General features: G+C 49.8%; 19 protein-coding genes. 2 read left to right on the forward strand and 17 right to left on the reverse strand.

The features are described from left to right. The 4 genes from MZO40_RS03095 to MZO40_RS03110 all read right to left on the reverse strand — a co-directional run bounded on the left by MZO40_RS03095 (window position 1) and on the right by MZO40_RS03110 (window position 5098). Complete coding sequence (locus tag MZO40_RS03095) at window positions 1–396, reverse strand: Panacea domain-containing protein (RefSeq protein ID WP_003638676.1); 396 nt, start codon at window positions 394–396, stop codon at window positions 1–3. Window positions 397–769: 373 nt separating this feature from the next. Next, the gene (locus MZO40_RS03100) at window positions 770–1636 is read right to left on the reverse strand and encodes an SPFH domain-containing protein (protein ID WP_003638675.1); all 867 of its coding nucleotides are present in this window, start codon (window positions 1634–1636) and stop codon (window positions 770–772) included. A 38-nt stretch (window positions 1637–1674) separates the two neighbouring features. After that, window positions 1675–3270 (reverse strand): hypothetical protein, encoded by a 1596-nt coding sequence (locus MZO40_RS03105; protein WP_252133096.1) that lies wholly within the window; start codon window positions 3268–3270, stop codon window positions 1675–1677. A gap of 130 nt (window positions 3271–3400) precedes the next feature. Beyond that, the gene (locus MZO40_RS03110) at window positions 3401–5098 is read right to left on the reverse strand and encodes an MFS transporter (protein WP_105961938.1); all 1698 of its coding nucleotides are present in this window, start codon (window positions 5096–5098) and stop codon (window positions 3401–3403) included. A gap of 88 nt (window positions 5099–5186) precedes the next feature. Here MZO40_RS03110 and MZO40_RS03115 point away from each other — a divergent pair, with 88 nt between their 5' ends. Beyond that, window positions 5187–5744: a TetR/AcrR family transcriptional regulator gene (locus tag MZO40_RS03115; protein WP_105961799.1), complete on the forward strand. Its 558-nt coding sequence runs from the start codon at window positions 5187–5189 to the stop codon at window positions 5742–5744. Window positions 5745–5998: 254 nt separating this feature from the next. Here the strand turns inward: MZO40_RS03115 and rsgA are convergent, their stop codons facing one another. The 3 genes from rsgA to MZO40_RS03130 form a co-directional block, all read right to left on the reverse strand. After that, window positions 5999–7057, reverse strand: a complete 1059-nt coding sequence (gene rsgA / locus MZO40_RS03120; protein WP_105961939.1) for a ribosome small subunit-dependent GTPase A — start codon at window positions 7055–7057, stop codon at window positions 5999–6001. A gap of 259 nt (window positions 7058–7316) precedes the next feature. After that, complete coding sequence (locus MZO40_RS03125; RefSeq protein WP_050338725.1) at window positions 7317–7817, reverse strand: acyl-CoA thioesterase; 501 nt, start codon at window positions 7815–7817, stop codon at window positions 7317–7319. Between the two features lie 1259 nt (window positions 7818–9076). Next, the gene (locus MZO40_RS03130; protein ID WP_105961800.1) at window positions 9077–9970 is read right to left on the reverse strand and encodes a LysR family transcriptional regulator; all 894 of its coding nucleotides are present in this window, start codon (window positions 9968–9970) and stop codon (window positions 9077–9079) included. Window positions 9971–10087: 117 nt separating this feature from the next. Between MZO40_RS03130 and MZO40_RS03135 the strand changes: the two genes are divergently transcribed. Then, window positions 10088–10813: a DUF554 domain-containing protein gene (locus MZO40_RS03135; protein WP_003638668.1), complete on the forward strand. Its 726-nt coding sequence runs from the start codon at window positions 10088–10090 to the stop codon at window positions 10811–10813. 185 nt (window positions 10814–10998) lie between these two features. Here the strand turns inward: MZO40_RS03135 and MZO40_RS03140 are convergent, their stop codons facing one another. Genes MZO40_RS03140 through MZO40_RS03185 form a run of 10 tightly spaced genes read right to left on the reverse strand, consistent with a single transcriptional unit; the run spans window position 10999 to window position 19081 of the window. Beyond that, window positions 10999–11556: a 4'-phosphopantetheinyl transferase superfamily protein gene (locus MZO40_RS03140; RefSeq protein ID WP_105961801.1), complete on the reverse strand. Its 558-nt coding sequence runs from the start codon at window positions 11554–11556 to the stop codon at window positions 10999–11001. Next, window positions 11556–12314, reverse strand: a complete 759-nt coding sequence (gene fabI / locus MZO40_RS03145; RefSeq protein WP_105920948.1) for an enoyl-ACP reductase FabI — start codon at window positions 12312–12314, stop codon at window positions 11556–11558. The genes MZO40_RS03140 and fabI overlap by 1 nt, the downstream gene beginning before the upstream one ends. Window positions 12315–12335: 21 nt before the next feature. Next, complete coding sequence (accA, locus tag MZO40_RS03150; RefSeq protein WP_105923882.1) at window positions 12336–13106, reverse strand: carboxyltransferase subunit alpha; 771 nt, start codon at window positions 13104–13106, stop codon at window positions 12336–12338. Beyond that, window positions 13099–13941, reverse strand: coding sequence for an acetyl-CoA carboxylase carboxyltransferase subunit beta (locus MZO40_RS03155; RefSeq protein ID WP_252133097.1), 843 nt, complete (start codon window positions 13939–13941; stop codon window positions 13099–13101). Before MZO40_RS03155 ends, accA begins: the two co-directional genes overlap by 8 nt. Next, window positions 13910–15298, reverse strand: coding sequence for an acetyl/propionyl/methylcrotonyl-CoA carboxylase subunit alpha (locus MZO40_RS03160; protein ID WP_105961803.1), 1389 nt, complete (start codon window positions 15296–15298; stop codon window positions 13910–13912). Before MZO40_RS03160 ends, MZO40_RS03155 begins: the two co-directional genes overlap by 32 nt. A gap of 14 nt (window positions 15299–15312) precedes the next feature. Further along, on the reverse strand, window positions 15313–15726 hold the full coding sequence (locus MZO40_RS03165; protein WP_050338732.1) for a 3-hydroxyacyl-ACP dehydratase FabZ family protein: 414 nt from the start codon (window positions 15724–15726) through the stop codon (window positions 15313–15315). Then, window positions 15726–16190 (reverse strand): acetyl-CoA carboxylase biotin carboxyl carrier protein subunit, encoded by a 465-nt coding sequence (locus tag MZO40_RS03170; protein ID WP_050338733.1) that lies wholly within the window; start codon window positions 16188–16190, stop codon window positions 15726–15728. The genes MZO40_RS03165 and MZO40_RS03170 overlap by 1 nt, the downstream gene beginning before the upstream one ends. After that, the gene (fabF, locus tag MZO40_RS03175; RefSeq protein ID WP_122217593.1) at window positions 16187–17419 is read right to left on the reverse strand and encodes a beta-ketoacyl-ACP synthase II; all 1233 of its coding nucleotides are present in this window, start codon (window positions 17417–17419) and stop codon (window positions 16187–16189) included. Before fabF ends, MZO40_RS03170 begins: the two co-directional genes overlap by 4 nt. A gap of 17 nt (window positions 17420–17436) precedes the next feature. Further along, entirely contained in the window at window positions 17437–18165 is a 729-nt protein-coding gene (fabG, locus tag MZO40_RS03180) for a 3-oxoacyl-ACP reductase FabG (RefSeq protein ID WP_105961805.1), read from the reverse strand. Continuing rightward, window positions 18152–19081 (reverse strand): ACP S-malonyltransferase, encoded by a 930-nt coding sequence (locus MZO40_RS03185; RefSeq protein WP_252133098.1) that lies wholly within the window; start codon window positions 19079–19081, stop codon window positions 18152–18154. Before MZO40_RS03185 ends, fabG begins: the two co-directional genes overlap by 14 nt.

A 19081-nucleotide genomic window follows, 5' to 3' on the forward strand; every position in this document is an offset into this window, starting at 1 on the left:
CTAATCCCCACTGTAGATGCTTAAATAAAATTGCCGCATCGTTTGGGGTGAAATCACATTGTGGCAGGCATCATCAGGATGCAGCCCAATACGAGCAGCTTGCCATGGTGCTTCTGTGTGAGTTAGTGCTTCTAATTCATTGCCTGATTTATCACCATAGGTTGCCCAGACCGATTCCAATAGATTAGTCATTTCCTCATCAAAGGCGTGTGCCTCCTTGACAGGCGCCGCAATCTTATTCCAGCCATGCTCCCGATACTCTTGGTAAAGTTGCGGTGAAACCGGTCCATGGACCCAAGCCTCGAATCGGTCATTATGCACAATTGGGCGATTGAACAACGCCCAACCCCAAGCGACTGCATAGTAAGACAATTTTTGTAACTTTTTGTCACTCATCGGTTCTTTGTTGATGAACCAAGCCGCAATGTCATTAATATCGTAAATTATTTTGCCCTCCCCATCCGTTTTCGCACCATTTGGAGACTAACGAAAACTGAGCATTATATTGATGTTTGTAGTGTAGCATAAATTAATGTGGCTAGTATGAATAAGCTTCCGTCGTGAGACAGATAAGACACATTAATTTTTCGTCTGGCTTGGGTTTTGTGGTCTTCAATCGACACGTCACCACAAACTGCACCAGAACAAGAAAGGGCTCAGGATTAAGTCAAAACGTTACAGCAAGCATTACGACAAAAAAAGACGAGCCTTATTTTTCAAGGTTCGTCTTAACTATTTTTAACTTGTAATCCTTGTCACACCAACGTTCCTACTTAACATCCGAAGTATTCACAATTGGCTGAGTCCCACGCTCCGAAATAATGGTGACCATCATGTTATTAATGAGCTGCAACTTCTTATCATCTGACAGTTGCATGCCGGTATCCTTCTCCAGCCGGGCAATCGTATCTTCAGTGATTGAGACCGCCCCTTCAACAATAACCTTTCGTGCTGATAAGATGGCGGACGATTGTTGCCGTTGCAACATGGCGCTCGCAATTTCTGTGGCGTATGCCAGGTGCGTTAGCCGCGTCTCCACGATTTCCACCCCAGCAACGTTCAGCCGTTCCTGCAGTTCTTCGGTCAACCGGTCTGAGACTTCCGTTGGATTACTACGCAAGGTCAGCTTTTTGTCATCATCAAACGTATCATAGGGATATTCTGAGGCCACGTGGCGAACCGCGGATTCACTTTGAATCTCAACGAATTGTTCGTAATCATCGACCGCAAACAGCGCCATACTGGTATCGACGACCTTAAAAACGATCACCGCGGCAATTTCGACCGGGTTACCACGCAGGTCATTCACTTTTAAAATCGCACTATTAAAGTTACGCACCCGTAATGAAATCGAATATTTGCTCGTTAATGGGACCGTCATGAACAGTCCGGAATCCCGAATCGTCCCGATGTACTTACCAAAAAACGTAAGTACGCGCGCCTCGTTTGGCCCGACAATCGTTAGCGAACTTGCCCCGAACGCTGCGATAATAATCAGCAGTGCCCCCAAGAAGATACTAGCAAAATGGTCCCCCGTTGCACCGGCCCAGACTAACCAGCCACCGACTAACACGAATGCGATCGCCAGGACCAGGCCAATGTAGCCATTGATATGAAAGACTTGTTTTTCTTTCATGATTGCGCCTCCTTTTGCCCACTATTATAGCATATCAGTTAGCGCTTAAAATAAGCGTAGCACCGTCGCAATAGTTCCTCTGGTGATTCGTTATAAACTAATTGGATATCGGGGCTTTGATTAATAAACGTCTTACCTAGTGCCCCTAACATGCTATGGGAGAGGCCTTCGCTCAACAGTAACGTAAAATCGACTTGGTTGGAACGAATTTGTTGGCTGATCCAACCAATGCTCTTTTCATGGTCATTCACGATTACTGGCTCCATTCGAAAAGCTCGTAACGCTTGGTTCAACGTTTGTGCACGCTGCCAAGTCACGACCATCACTCGTTTGCCCCGGCACACATCCACTGCATCCGCTGGTAACACCTTACTGAAATCAAAATGTGACCGCCGCCGATGTAATTGTTGCGTACGTTGTCGCTGCAGCTGGCTCGGCGTCACGTCATAGAACAGATCTGTCAACCACAGTTGCTGCCCAGCAATGACGCCGCCGTAGACCACACCCGTTTGAATTGGGGTGTTGGCTGGAAACCGGCGTTGATATTTCGAATAGGTTTGACCCGTGATCGTCTTGAAAATTAAACGTTCGCCCACATTGACGAAGAAACCAAAGACGTGCTCACCATCCCCGATGATCACACGGTCAAACAACAGTCGCCGATAGCGCTTATTTGCTCGTGGTAACCACCGTAACTGCTCGTATTTGCCCGCTGCCAGTGCCTGATTGACTTGCTCGTCAGCGCTGATCGTTTGTATTCCAGTTGGTCGGAGACGATGTAACTGTTCGTTCTCCTTTTGGCCTTTCGCAAGTCGTTTTTCCTGCTCAGAAACAGATTTCGACAATCGTTTAACTTGCTTGACCATCGCGTCATACTTCTGCAGCTTATCTCGCTGCTTCTGGGTCAGTATCGGTTCATTGCGTTGACGCTGGCGCTCAGACATGGTCTTTTCATACAATCCCTGTTGGCGCTTGAACAATACCGCCGATTGCGCGAACCACCGACCCGCCGCATCCTGATAACTCTGCATTGCCGTGACCCGTTGCTGCAATTGGTGATTGGTAGCCGTTAGCTCATCATTGGCTGTCTGCGTGCGCGCCATTTCGGCTTGGGCAATCGCCACCTGTTCTTCAGCCTGATGCGTCCGTCGTTTGTTATTAATCTGCTGTTGCAAGCCTTCGTCGATTTGTTTCTGATTTTTCGCCTGTTCACGAGCTAGCTGCCGTTTTAGCCGTCGCACTTGTCGCTTAAGCTGGGCAACATCGGCTTGTTCAGTTGCCACTTGTGTCCCAGTATCCGCAGATTGCGACTGTTCCGCCGTCGAATCGCGATGGTCTTGTGCTGCGGTAATTTCGGCCATTGCTTGGGTTTCAGATGACGTTCGACTTTCAGATATCGATTGGTTTTCAGATGTCCCTTGCGCCTTGGATGACGTTTGTCTTTCAGATGTTGATTGCGTCTGGGAGGCTGACTGTGTTTCCGCCACAGCTGCGGCCGGCTTAACGTTCTGCGTTTCAACTGCCAAATGCTTGGATTGGTAGCGCTCGATTAAAGCGCGTTTACTGGCTTTAGCAGCGTCTTTTTGTTTGCGTTGTGTGACAGACTGATGTGAGTTTGGATAGTTAAGTTGCACTGGCAGTTCCCCCTCGTAAATTTCTTGATACCATCATACCACGTCATTACGCACTTTGACGTTAATGACGGACCATACAGGAGGACTCAATTTTCAAAGGACCGCCACAATACTGACCGCACATTCCAGCTTAGTTATTTGCCTTCCGCCCCCGTTTCTCAAAACACCAAGTCGTCAGTAACAATAGTAACGTAAACGGCAACGCCACTTGATACGGCCGCATAAACGCTTGGGTGAAGGCCGCTTTACTTCGGGTCTTAATCGCAGTTGCGGCGTTTACGATCCGCTGATTGGTTTGTTTGACCTGAACAGTTACCTGCCGCGTCACCTGACGTTGGACTTTGGCTTTGACACTGGCTGGTGCGGCTTGCAGTGCCGGTGATTTGAGGACTTGACGGGCTGCTGCTGCAATTAAACGGTGCTCTTTCGCAACTGTAATTGGCGTCTTCACCGGTTTTGCCGTCTGTTCTTGATCAATTTGATGCGTGATGACTTGTAACGTGTCGCGTTTAGCCTGGTCGGAAATGGCGAGTTTGGCGACGGTGGTGTGCGCATCCGTCAACGTCTGGGTCTTAGCAACCGTCAAATTGGCCGAAAGCGCTGAAACAAAAATGGCGACGGCCAGCGACGTCCCAATTTGGCGGAAGACGCCGATCACGCTCTGCGAAGCTGTCAATAACTCACCAGTAAAATCACCGGCGGCCAAAACAGTAATCGGGCCAATAATCGTCCCATAGCCTGCACCGATTAATACGGCCGCAATCGCAAATTGCCAGTAATGATTCGGATTCATCTGACTAAGAACGGCGTAGCCTGCCATCATAGCCAAACTACCGCTGAAAATGACCCGGCGCGGACCTAATTTCGACAACAAGAATCCGCTAATGGGCGAAAAAATAAAAATCATCATTGAAGCTGGCGTAATCATGATGGCGGCCAATAGTTCCGTCTGATTCTGGACTTTCGTGAAGAAACTTGGCATCAACACTAACAACCCCACCATAAACACCCCTGACAAGACCGTTGCGAGCGATGCCCCGTTGAATTGCCGATTTTTAAATAACGCTAGCGGGACCATCGGCTGGTCGACGTGTGCTTCCGTCCAAATAAAGGTCACTAATGCTAGTCCACTGAGTGCCATCAGGCAGATAATCAACTGACTGGTCCAACCCCAGGCGTTGCCCTTAACCAACACGAGTGTTAACGAAAGTAGCGTCACCATAATCAAGGCACTCCCCGCCAAATCTAGTTTGGCCTGACCACGAATCGGATGGCGCCAAGACAACCATGCCACACAACCTACAAAGGCAACCAACACCAGCGGCACGTTCATCAGGAAGATGCCTCGCCAACCCAAGAACTGAGTCACAGCTCCACCAATTGTCGGTCCCAACGCAGCGGCCAAGCCTTGCATCACACCCAATTCGGCAATCACACCGACCCGCTTGTTCAGTGGTACACTCTGAATGCCAATCGTCATACTTGCTGGGAAGACGACCGCCGCACCGAGGCTTTGCACGGCCCGGCCCACGATCAATACGTCGACGTTACCGCACAACCCCGAAATCACGGAACCGAGGCCAAATAATGCCAGACCAATCAGATAAACCCGACCGCGGCCCCAGACATCGGCGACCCGGCCAAGCGGGATCGTCAAACTGGCAAACAATACGGTATAAATGTTGAGCGCCCATGATAAGTGCGCCAAATCCGTCGCTAAGCCCACTTGAATCGCCGGCAATGCAATATTCATTACCGTCGTATCCAGCATGCACAGAAAGATGCCAATCATCATCATACCGATCACTTTTGTTGATTTTTTCATAATAACCGCCTCCAAATGAATTAACGGCAGTATAGCTGATATAATATGAGACAGTTAGCCTTACGTTACAAAAAAGGAGATGTTGTTACGGATGAATCCACAAGAACGTAAACAGCAAAACTTGACCGCAATTTACGAAGCCTTGCTACAACTGATGTCTCACAAACCACTCAGCATGATTTCAATCACGGAACTCTGTGCCCATGCGCAGCTTTCACGATCCTATTTTTATCGCAACTTTACCAGCTTCGACCAAATCATCTTGACTTATCAGGAACAAGCCATCTTGACCTATTTTCGTCGTCTACCGCGGCAATCTAAAATCACGCTACCAGTCTTGATGACGCAATACTTCACATTCATGCAGCAGATGGCCGCAACCAATCAGTTACTGATTGACAATGGCAAAGCTCAAATTATCGTGCAAACTTTTGAAGCGGCTTATACATTGCTCATCAGACACGACCGCATCATCACTGTCACCGATTCAACGATTCACCATCAGCCCTACTACATCGCCTTTTTTTCTGGCGCAGTCGTCAACATTCTCATTCACTGGCAACAGGCCGGCATGGTCGAACCACCCAGCTATCTCGCCCAACAAATCGTCCGCTTCACCGCCAGTCATACCGGTAACGGCTTGAAATGACGGTAACGACAATGGACGAGTTTTTAAGGGGCGAACATTGCCAGATTCAGCCCGCTGGAACGGAACGTCTCGACGGATGAGCCATCAACCAGTTAGCCGTCACATCTCAAACGTCATTCAGGGCAAATCAGCATGCTCCTTGCATCCCAAATGACTTCTGACCAGACAAAAAGCCGGCCACCTCAAGGCATCATCGCACTTGTGGTGGCCGACTTGACTCACAGATTTGATTCAGTTTTCAGCTCACCGTGAGATCAATCCCGATGATACCGCTGTTTGACCCGTTTCATAGCTTGCTTACCACCAAACATCCGTTGAATTTTGGCCTGTTCTAACTGACGCGAATTCAACCCTTGGTAACTCATCTCACGCTGCAACTTCTGATAACTTTGTAGTCGCTCGAGGGAAACGCGCCCGTCAGCAACGGCAGCTTGCACTGCACATCCTGGTTCGCTCGTATGTGTGCAATCGTTAAACTTACAGTCCGCAGCTAACGCCGTGATCTCGGCAAACGTCTGCTGGAGGTCGCCAACAAAGATTTGAAGCTCGCGCATCCCAGGCGTATCAATAACACACGCCCCTGATGGCAACGGCAGTAATTGCCGACTTGTCGTCGTATGGCGACCCTTGTCATCGTCTTGTCGAATCGTCTTGGTTGCCAGAACTGTGGCACCCAGGAGGCGATTAATCAGCGTCGACTTACCAACACCCGATGAGCCAACAAAAGCCACCGTCTGCCCGGCAGTCAAGTACGGTTGCAAGTCTTCCAGACCTTCACCCGTTTCCGCTGAACACATCACGGTCGGCACGCCAACCGTGACATCCGCCAACGCCCGCAATTTATCGGCACGGTCCGTACAAACATCCGCCTTAGTCAAGACAAGCACGGGCATCGCACCGCTATCCCAGGCAATCGTCAAATACCGTTCCACTCGGCGCACATTAAAGTCCGCGTTCAACGACATACAAATAAAGATGGTATCAATATTGGTCGCAATGATCTGACCATCGTGCTGATTCACTGCCCCACGCGCCAACACGCTCTGTCGTGGCAAGATGCGGTCAATCAACGTGGTATAATCATCACCAGCTGAAAACAGAACCCAATCACCAACTGCCGGAAAAGCAGTGGCACTCGTGGCTTGATGCGCCAGTTTCCCCGTAACTTGTGCTTGTCGTTGTCCCGTAGCCGTGATGAGTTGATACAACTCCCGATGCTGTTCAATCACTCGTCCCAGTCGAGGTTGCTCAGTAGCTGTAATGGTCTTCTGAATGGTCTGTTTTAAGCCGTATTCTGTTAAATTAATTGTCAATGTTTTATCCTTTCGCAAAGTGACTAACCCCAATGCTTTGCGATAAAAAAATGCGCCCAGTGAGCCCACTGTGCGCAAAACCGTGCGGCGTACTAAAATGCCGTGGTCATTCGTCACATTAGGGTACGCGAAACTAAGCGGGTCGCACCCACTTTTTTCGTCCAACAAACACCCTAACGACTGACCGACATCAAGCACCCCTCCTAAATTTGATACTCTTAATTTAACAAGCCCCACAACGTTTGTCAATTCAAACCAATTACCAAGGCAATTCAACGCTGATATGGGCATTGAATGCGCGTTGCCGTTTTAATTTCGCCAACCGTTGTGCTTGCCGCTCCTGATAGCCATCCGCCACGTAAGCATACTCTGGTTTGTCAGCGGTCAATTCCGGCAAAACGACATTACGGTCAGTCACGACAAACGTTGAAAAACACGTCAGTCCTAAAAAGCGCTCGCCAGTCTTTAAGTGTTCGCCGATAATTTTGGTGAAGACCTCAATTGACCGGTGACCAACGCCAGAGACATAGGATTCGGCACACATCGAATCCTGCAAACGAAACGGCAATAAAAAGTTGACCTGGTCGACTGAGACCGTCACCGTCTCAATTCTGGCGACCCGCGACGCCGCAATCGATGAATTATCATCGATTGTCGCCAGAATTTTGCCTCCAAAGACGGTATCATGTTCGTTCAGGTCAGCTGAAAAGACCCGGTGATTGCTAATTGATAATGTTTCTGATATTCGCATCGCTTCCATCTGTGCACCTCATTTGTAATTAATCTTATTAACGCATTGTGCTAGTTAAATTGTCACATGGTTAAATCATGACAATTTCTAAGTTCAAGTGCTGCCAGCTGAGACCTGCTGGAAAAAATGCGACTTAGCGTAAACTTGCTGTTGTGGAAACGTCCTACGCCGGCTTCCAGGCATTCTGGGCAATGGCCGAAACGTGGTGGACACAGATTTAAGCCGACAACCCACGTCTTAAATACTGGTCTTTCGTGTTCTATGCAATATAGCCGAAACGTGTTCGGGTCAGACTGGGACTTCCGGTTAGCTACGCCAGAACGCCAAGCGGAAGTCCGCCGCTTAACGCTCTAGCTAGGCTAATCCTCAGTCCCAACCCGTCTGAACCTCACACTCTAAAAGCACTTGGCCTTGCCCAGAATACCTTCCAGCCGGGATGGTATTCGAAAGGCAGACTTGTGCGAACCCAACCTTTTGTATGATTAGTCGTTGGTTCCATTGTACACGGTCATCTTGATATTTAAGTGTCAGACAGTTTGCTAACAATCGCTAAACTTTCTTACCCATGTTTTAATGCTTCGGACACACGGATTCATTGAACTTGTCAGAACTTTTGCTAGTCGTCTGAGATAACAAAATCTTGAACTTTAAGCGGCGGCATTTTTATCGACTAATTTGGCTAGTTGCCATTGAAATTTGTGGCATTGAGATGAGTAACTAATATTCAGGCAATCGTCTCAATAATTAAATGCTATAAGTCTTTATCGATACCAACTAAAAGTTTGCCTGAAGGACCAGTCATCTAATATTCAGTAGTCAATTGTACCTAGATAGGTGGTCGTTCATCTGCCATTCGAGCGGGTTCCCGACTGGAGGGGCTGGCTGACAATGCTCAAGGGCGAAATTCTTCTTGTCCGGGTGAATTTCCCGGGCTAGAAGAAGACTCGTATTTGAAATTGCGCAGTGGGTTTCTGCGTGAGTTCAAATCGATGTCCGCCCTGTTCCAGCGTTGTCAGCCGGCCCCGGAAGTTGGACTAAGGCGCGCACCGGCTGACGAACAGGAATCCACCAACTGGCATGATTTAATCATAATTCATGACAAATTAACTAGCACACTGCGTTCTTATTAATGTAATTATATCGAATTTTCACGGATGTGGGCCACTAAATCTGTGCTAACAGTGGTGAACCCGAAGTTCTGAAGCAACGAATCTAGTGACCTGCTCATCGCGGCCGACACGATTATATGAGTCAAATGATGCGTCACATTAGGCAATGCCGTGTTGGCGCGTATAGGTGGTCGCAAACTCCCAAAATTGCTGAACGGCGGCCGATTGCGGTCCTGGTCGTTTCATGAAGGCCATTCGACTCGTCACTTTCGGCACTAGCGGAATGGCTTTAATGTTGTCGAACCCTGTCAAATCAAATGACCGCGCCATCACGATTGAAACGCCTTCGCCCTGATTCAGCATCTCCAAAATCAGTTCGATCCGCTGACCATCATACTTGACCTGTGCCTGTGCGCGCATTTTTTGTAGCGTCGCAAATAAGGGGTTGTCGGGACTGACAGCCACCTTCAATAATAAAATCGACTCATTTGAAAGCATTGGTAAGCTAATCTCTGCACGTTGCGCCAACGGATTATCCTTTGGCACTAAAACCACGAATTGATCCGACTCGTTGAATAAACAGTCATAAGCTGCTGGTGCTTCGTTAAAAATCCGTGTAAACACAAGATCGACGGTTTGATCATCGAGGGCGTGGGTCAATTCGCCGACACTAGCTTCACTGAAGTGTAATTTAATTTGCGGATACCGCTTGGTAAATGCCGTGATAATATGAAAGGCTTGATACTGCGGCAACGACGGCAACCCACGGATCACTAATGATTGCGCCGCCTGTTGCTGTTGTACCGTGATTGCCTGCTGCAGTTGGTCGGTCGCTTGCAAAACTGCCTTGACTTGTGGTAACAACCGTTGGCCAGCCGGCGTTAGCGTCACTTGTCGATGCGCACGTTTAAATAATTGCACTTGCCACTCGGCTTCTAGGGCCAAGATGTACTTTGAAATCGTCGACTGGGACAAAAATAACCGTTCAGCGCTACGACTATAATTACAAGTCTCAGCCAAATCCACGAATACCGCCAATTTACGGGTTTCCAAATCTCTTCCTCCAACTATTCCAGTTTAGAATAGTTTACCACATAATTAGAATTGTTCCTGCTACTGGCGAAGACTACACTAAAACCTGTTATTTTGATTTTATTGAGGAGGGCTTGCGTGCCAGTTGGAATTATTACAAATGTTTGTGCCATCTTCTTAGGTGGCATCGTTGGTGCACTAGGTGGTCAAAAAATGTCCACCGAACTTAAAGAAGGCTTAAACATGACCTTCGGAATTGCGTCGATGGCAATGGGCGTCTATGCGATCGCCCCGTTAAAAAATCTGGCGGCCGTCATCTTTGCCGTAATCATCGGTACTGGAATCGGTCTCCTGTGCCATCTCGGCAAGCTGATCAACCGTGGCGCCATGGCAATGCAACGGTTGATCTCACGGTTTGTCAGCGCACCGGACAATTTTGAACAACAGGCCTTTGAACGTACGATGGTGACCGTCATTGTCTTGTTCTGTGCGAGTGGGACTGGGATTTATGGGACATTGACTGAAGGCATGAACGGCGATGCTACCATTCTGATTTCTAAGTCGATTCTTGATTTCTTCGCCGCGGTCATTTTTGGCGCCAATCTGGGGCTAGTCGTCTCTTTGATTGCGATTCCACAAGTGATCATCCTAACGATACTCTTTTTGATTGCTCACCTGATTTTCCCACTCACGACGCCAAATATGATTCTCGATTTTAAAGCCGTTGGTGGGATCTTAATGGTCGCGAGTGGTTTTCGAATCATTGAGGTCAAAATGTTTCCGACTGCCGATATGATTCCGATGATGATCGTGATCATGCCAATCTCCTGGTTCTGGATGCAGGTCGTCATGCCATTATTATAATGTGGCGATTTGACTGTAAACTAAAAGCAGTTCTGAGTGCCATCGCCTGTTAAGACGTGACTCAGAACTGCTTTTATGTCCGGTCATTATCGCGCATTAACACGCAAACAGTGCATTGCGTTGTTAATGGGCGCTCAAGTTGAACTTTGCAGCGCCCATTCCATCCAGCGTTGAACCACACACCGCTAATCTCGGCCATCACGCATTGGTTGTGCGACCCAGCCGACATACATCGCTGGCAAGGCTAATGGTCGTAAACGATATAACTGGGATTGATACCGCACAACACCTTGCTTTAAATCTAGCACTTCAACCCGGCGTGGAGCCTGCGTTAAGCCACAACCAACCAGCTTCAAGACCGCTTCCTTAGCCGTCCACAGTTGCCAGCCTATACGCTGCCGAGCTAATTTGGGTTGGGCCTGTAGCAAGCGCCACTCTGCGGACGTAAACGCGCGTTGAATCGCCGTAAAATCCCGTGGTTGCACCTGTTCCACATCAATCCCGAGCGGACCTGGGCCCAATGCCACTAGGACGAACTGGGCCGTATGACTGACACTGACTCCTAACTTCGGTTGACTCGGAAAATACGGCTGACCCAAACGGCGATAAGCAAGTGGTGCTGGCAGTAATTGTTGAATCAACGAGCGACTCACCAACCGTTGTGTTTCCCTGCACGTTTGTCTGGAAGCATCCGCTGGTAAATCCAGCCACTGCTGTGCAAAGCGGACCTGCGTCATGACCATTAACTCAAGTGAACCCCTTTATCTACGTAGACCACATCGCCGGTCATCCCAGTCGACAGGTCACTGACTAAAAAGGCGGCCACATTGCCAATTTCACGCGTTTTAACTGGTTCGCCATCCACTGTCATACTTCGAGATAATTTCAATAATTGCTGATGCTCGTGGATACCAGTTACGGCCAGTGTTTTGACTGCCCCAGCTGAAATGGCATTGACACGAATCTGCTGCGGGCCCAAGTCACGGGCTAAGTAGCGGACATTCGCTTCGAGGGCAGCCTTCGCGACACCCATCATATTATAATTCGGCACGGCCCGTTCTGATCCGAAATACGTCAATGTCACGAGACTGGCACCTGGTTTGAGCATTGGTCGCGCTGCTCTGGCAATTGCAATCAGCGAATAGGCACTAATATTTTGAGCTAAATCATAGCCAGCCTTAGTCGTATCGACAAAATCACCTTCCAGTGTCGCTTTATCGGCATAGGCAATCGCATGGATAATCCCATCCAGGGCACCATATTGCTGTTTGATCGTTGCAAACGCTTGGTCAACATTATCGTCATCGGCAACGTCACAGGCAATCAGCGGCACTTCGGGTGCGACGAATCGCTGTAAACTTTGCTTCAAACGGTCATTTTGATAGGTCAAGATAACTTGCGCACCCTGAGCCATCAATGCCTCGGTACACCCCCAGGCAATACTACGCTGGTTGGCAACGCCCATCACCACAATGGTCTTGCCTGATAAAATTCCGTCCATCACTCATCATTCCTTACTTATTTAAAATTGTCGATAACGGGCCTGGCGTTGTGCCACGAGTTCTGTCACCGGCTTGGCTGCTAAAGCAGTTAGTGTTTCGTCGATTGCGGCTTTAAGCGGCTGGCAATCAGCGGCCGTTGCGACTTCCGGGATAATCCGGTCAATCACGCCGTCTGCTAATAATTCCGTCGGTGTGAGTCGCATTTTTTCCGCCGCTTCTGCCGCACGTTGTGATTGCTTCCATAAAATAGTGGCGTAGCCTTCCGGTGAGAGCACCGAATAAGTACTTTTCGCTAGCATCCAGACTTGGTCGCCACACGCCAAGGCGAGTGCGCCACCGCTACCGCCTTCACCAACGATGAGACTTAAAAAGGGCACTTTTAACTGAATACCAGCTAACAAACAGTCGGCAATTGCACGACCTTGGCCCTGATATTCAGCATCCACCCCCGGATAAGCGCCGGGCGTATTGATCAACGTGACGACTGGTTGCTGTAATGTTTCTGCTTGTTGCATCAACCGCAGTGCTTTACGATAGCCGCTGGGTGTTGCACAACCAAAGTGGCGCGCCTGGTTTTCGGCTAACGTTTGCCCTTTCTGAATGCCAATAATGGTAACGGGGCGTTCAGCAATCGTCGCTAGTCCGGCAATCACCGCCGGATCATCCGCGCGTTGGCGATCCCCATGACAAGCAAAAAAGTCTTCCGTTAGGCCATCGATCAACGCTTCAATACTAATTTTGTCAGTGGACCGTGCTGCCTGAACTTGTTCATAAGCAGTGGTATCAGCCATTTTGACGACCTCCTTGTGTGAGCCGCAATAATCGTTGTAACGTTTGTTTCAAGGCCGGTCGCGGCACAATTTGGTCCAACCAACCATTCGCAAACAACGTTTCTGCCCGTTGAAAATCTGCGGGTGGCGTCTGTTGAATGGTTTGTTCGATGACGCGACTCCCGGCAAATCCAATCAAGGCCCGTGGCTCGCTCAGCATAATATCACCTTGCATCGCAAAACTTGCGGTCACACCACCTGTGGTTGGATCAGTTAAAATTGTGATATACAATAACCCGGTTTCACGGTGTTTAGCCACTGCCGCAGATATTTTTGCCATCTGCATCAGTGCCCGGGTGCCTTCTTGCATCCGTGCCCCACCAGAGGCCGTCACCATCACGACCGGAAGCTTTTGTATCGTACAAGTATCGAACAAACGGGTGATTTTCTCCCCAGTGGCGGACCCTAAACTGCCCATCATAAAATTGGTATCCATGACCCCTAATCCAAATTGCATGCCGTCAGTGGCCGCAATCCCAGTCAAGACGCTTTCATTCATCTGCGACTGGGCGGCTGCCCGTCTTAATTTATCCTGATAAGCAGCGTCCGTAAAATCAGCTGGTGCACGCAAGTCAGCATCGTGCTCGTCAAAAACATCCGTCAACTGCGCCACCCGTTCCCATGCTGGAAGTCGGAAGCCATAGTCACAATGTGGACAAACCTTGAACTCGCCTAAATCTTGTGTATAGCAATCTTGATGACAAACTGGACAACGAGTTAATAGCGCATCCGGAATGTAATCCCGTCGAACCGCGAGTTGTTGCTCAGTTGGCGCTTGAAACTTGCGCTTGGGCATCGTTTAACCACCCCTTCAAAAAATCTTGTTCAATGTACGTTGTCGTATAAGTACCGTCTGCCACCGCTTTTGTATTTAGCAATGCGGCTAAAAAGTCCTGATTGGTTTGAACGCCAGTCAGCATCAATTCATCCAGGCACCGCCGCATCTTGTTAAGCGTCGTCTGGCGCTGATTGCTATGGACAATTACTTTAGCGATCATCGAATCATAAAACGGTGCAATCAAGCTCCCCGCAACCACACCGGCATCAATGCGCACCCCCAACGTGCCTATCGGATAAATCAGTTGTTCAATTCGACCTGGTTGTGGCCGGAAGTCGTGCTGTGGATCTTCCGCGTTCAGACGGCATTCAAGCGCGGTACCCTGAACGTGTATATCGGCTTGCGCAAATGGCAATGGTTCTCCCGCCGCAATCGTAAGCTGGGCCTTAATTAGCTCAATCCCCGTCACCATTTCAGTGACCGTATGTTCAACTTGCAATCGCGTGTTCATTTCCAAAAAATAAAAGTGGTGCTGCTGATCCATCAAAAACTCATAAGTCCCCGTATTTGTATAACCCAACTTTTTGGTTGCATCCGCCACTAACTGACCTAGTTCCAATCGTTCGGCACTGGTCATCACCTGACATGGCGTTTCTTCCATTACTTTTTGATGATTACGTTGTAGCGAACAATCTCGCTCGGGTAAATAAACGACGTGCCCCTGTTGGTCTGCCAAGACTTGCACTTCAATATGTTTGGCAGGGGCAATAATCTTTTCGAGGTACAGCCGTTGATCATCGTATGACGCCTGTGCTTCCTGTTGAGCGGTCTGAAATGCACGTGCTAGCGCCTGATCATCGTTGACGGCTCGAATGCCCTTACCGCCACCACCCGCGGCAGCCTTAATCATGACCGGATAGCCCAACTCATGCGCCGATTTTAAGGCAGCGTCGACATTTTCCAGTACCGCTTGACTGCCTGGAATGACTGGCACACCCAATCGTTGCATTGTCTGGCGGGCATTTTCCTTGTCACCCATTTGGTCGATTACTGCTGGACTAGGTCCGATAAAGGTTAACTGGCAATCCGCACATAGTTGGGCGAACGCGGCGTTCTCAGACAAGAAACCGTAGCCCGGATGAACGGCTTGACAGCCTGTCAGATTGGCAGCACTGATTACGGCCTGCATGTTCAAATAAGACTGATTGACCGGGCCATCACCGATACAAACGGCTTCGTCGGCGAGTCGAACAAATAGACTCTCTTGGTCGGCCACCGAATAGACGGCGACGGCTTGACTGCCGACTTCATGCAACGCACGAATAATCTGCACCGCAATTTCGCCCCGATTGGCTACTAATACTTTTTCAAACAATCCTCTGACCTCCCTTAAGTCTGAATCACAAAGGTCAAATCCGCACTGACGACTTCATGACCCGCGCAAGTGATCATCCCATGGCCAGTGCCAATTTGACGCCGAAACTTCGTCAGGGTGACGGTTGATTCTAAGCGGTCCCCAGGGTGAACATCCGCCTTAAAATCAGCCTGTCGAATCCCACCGAAGAAGACGTTTTGTCGGTGATGCTCAGGAATCGATAGCAAGGCGACGACCCCCGTTTGCGCTAAAATCTCTAGCAACAGTGGCCGCATCATCGTCCGCCCTGTCAGCGTTGGACTTTGGAAAAACCATTCATTAATGGTCACTAATTTCTCGGCGGTTGCACCGACCCCTGGCTCGACGCTAACGATACGATCCAAGAGTTGCACCGGATACCGTTGCGGAATTAAACTAGTCACTTCCATTAGGCTTTCGTCTCCTCAATCGCAAATAGTGGCTCATCAAACTCGACCATCGCCGCGTTCTTGACCAGAACTTCCTTGACCGTCCCACTAACTGGGCTCGGCACTTCATTGATCATCTTCATCGCTTCAATGACACACAGCGTTTCGCCAGCCTTGACGTGCGTGCCGACCTGGACGAATGGTTCCGCCTTAGGTTCCGCGGCTAAATACGCCACTCCGACTAGCGGCGCCGTTACCATGGTCGCTGATGAACGAGTGGCCGCAGGTGTCGATGGGGATCCTGGTGCTGGTTCAGCCGCATTAGTCGCTTGAGGCTGGTCACTCGCTGATATCGGCTGGGTAAGGACCGCTTGTTTGTTCAGATGTAATTCAAACCCGCTCGTCTTGACATCCATGACTTGCGCACTAGACTGGTTGAACTGGTCGATCAGTGCGGTCATGGCTTCCGTATCCGTCATACTCATGCGCTCACCCACTTTTTAAAGGCGACGACGGCATTGTGACCGCCAAAGCCAAATGAATTACTCAATGCATAGGTGGCAGCCTGTTGCTGGGTCGCGGGCGAGACCAAGTTTACTGGACAGTCAGGATCTGGCGTCGTACACCCGACATTGGGCGGTAACTGTCCCGCTTGTAAGGCACCAATCGTCGCGACCGCTTCGATCGCACCGGCAGCGCCTAACAAGTGTCCGGTCATCCCTTTGGTACTGCTGACAGGGGTTTCTTCACCAAATAGTTCGGCAATTGCTTGGGCTTCAGCACTATCATTGGCGTGGGTCGCGGTGCCATGTGCGTTGATGTAGCCGACATCTTCAGGTTGAATGCCCGCTTCTTGAATGGCTTGCTGCATGGCACGTTTGGCACCCGCACCGTCTGGCCGTGGTGCAGTCATATGGTAGGCATCACTCGTCGTCCCATAACCGACAACTTCGCCGAGAATTTTGGCACCACGCGCTTGGGCATGCGTCAGCGTTTCTAAAACTAAGCTGGCAGCACCTTCACCCATCACAAAGCCATTGCGGTCTGCGTCAAATGGCAACGACGCTTTCGTCGGATCAGTGGCTTTGGATAACGCGGTCAACGCGGCAAAGCCCGCAATACCGATTTCGTTGACTGACGCTTCTGCACCACCGGTAATCATCACGTCAGCTTTTCCTTGGCGTAAATATTCAAACGCATCACCAATCGCGTTGGTGGCCGAAGCACAGGCCGTTACGATCGCCTGACTGGTGTTCTGAGCATTGAACTGCATGGCGATGTTACCGACGACCATGTTAATGATCGAATTCGGCACAAATAACGGTGAAACCCGTTTAGGGCTCTTGTCGTGCATCTTGATCACTTGCGCTTCAATCGTCGTCAAACCACCAATACCGGAACCATAAATCACACCTAACCGTTCGGGGTCAATCGTCGTTTCATCCAGACCCGCTTGAGCCATCGCTTCACTGGCACTGTATAAGCCATAAATTGAGAATAAATCTAGGCGTTTTGCCAATTTCTTTTCGATTCGTTTTTCTGGCTGAAAATCTTCAACTTCGCCGGCAACACTGATTCCTGTTGCCGTCGCATCGAACTTGGTAATCGGTCCAATGCCAAGTCTTCCTGCAAACAAATTCGCCAAAAAAGTGTCAACATCGTTACCGAGGGGCGTCACCGCGCCCATCCCAGTCACCACTACTCGTTCTGTCATTGGTTACCCTCCCATGTCTATATCGTCATTCCGCCATCGACCGTCAAAACTTGTCCGGTCAAATACGGTTGGTGTAATAAAAAGTCAATTGCTTGAGCAATCTCATCAGGGGTGCCAAAGCGCTGCAGTGGAATACCGCTTAAAGCTGCCGTCCTGACACGCTCGTTCAGTTGTGCGGTCATCGCCGTTTCAATCATGCCCGGCGCCACCGCATTACAGCGCACTTGGCGGCGAGCGGCTTCCTTGGCGGTCGTCTTGGTTAAACCGATAATGCCGGCCTTGCTAGCTGCGTAATTGGCTTGTCCAATGTTACCGTGTAAGCCGACAACGCTGGCAACATTGACGATGGCTCCTTGCCGTTGGCGTTGCATCACTTTGAGCACATGTTTCGTCATGTTAAACGTCCCAATCAGATTCGTCTCCAACACCTGTTTAAAATCTTCAGCGTGCATCCGGGTCAATAATTGGTCATGAGTCATGCCGGCGTTATTGACTAACCCATCGATACGGCCAAAATTTGTCATGACCGTTTCAACTAACTCGGCCGCGGAGGATTCATCACTGACATCTCCCACTAATTGAACCAGTTGCGGATAAGTCGCCGTCAAGGCTTGCCAAGCTACCGCGTCAATTTCATGATGGACATTCAGCACGACACGAGCGCCTTGCGCGGCTAATCGTTTGACCGTCGCCAGGCCAATGCCCTTTGCCGCGCCCGTCACGATAATCACTTCATCCACGTTCACTTACCTCCTCGATATCTTGCTTAAACGTCTGCCAATCATCAACATCTTCAATGGACCATACCCGGACGTTCGGTAGCGTTTGCTTGGCGAATTTGGCCAGATTGTGTCCCGGCCCGACTTGAACCACGCCATCAATGTCATAGGCCGTCAGCCGTTCCAAACAGGCTGCAAAATGCGTTGGCGTGATGAGCTGTTTGACTAAGGTTTCCTTGACCGTCGCCTGACTAAACGGTGCCACGGTGGTATTACTGATGACTGGAATCTGTGGTGCTGACACAGTCGTATATCGTAACCGGTACGCCAACGCTTCACTAGCACTAGCCATTAGTGGCGTATGAGACGCAACCGCGACGTCTAACGGCACGACCCGTTTGATCCCGTGGTCGTGCAGATCAGCGGTGATCGCCTTGATTCCCGCCGCGTCACCTCCAATCACGATCTGATCAGCTAAATTATAATTGGCTGGGTAGGCAGCTCCGACCGCGCTGGCACGCTGACAAGCCGCCGCTACCAATGCAGGTGTGACTTTTAACGCCGCCACCATTGCACCCGGCTGTTGTAATCCGGCCCGTTGCATGTAACGCGCACGGTCAGCCACCAGTTTGAGGCCATCTGTAAACGATAACGTCCCCGCTGCCATTAGTGCAGCATATTCGCCCAAGCTTAAGCCAACTAGCGCGGTCGGGCAACCAACTAGGGGTGTTAAGGCTTGATAAAGGGCCATATTCATCGCCGTAATGGCAACCGGGCCACGCTGGTTATCGTCTAACCAATCATCGGTGATCTGTAAATCCCAGTCCAGTTCCTGATTGGCCGCATCAATCGTCTTTTGATAGGCTGGCAGCGCTTGATAAAGGTCTTGTCCCATATCAGCGAACTGTTGCCCCTGCCCACTGAATAAGATTGCCAGCTTCAT

Origin of the sequence: Lactiplantibacillus sp. B652, from assembly GCF_023806745.1 — a bacterium.
Lineage (GTDB): Bacteria > Bacillota > Bacilli > Lactobacillales > Lactobacillaceae > Lactiplantibacillus > Lactiplantibacillus pentosus.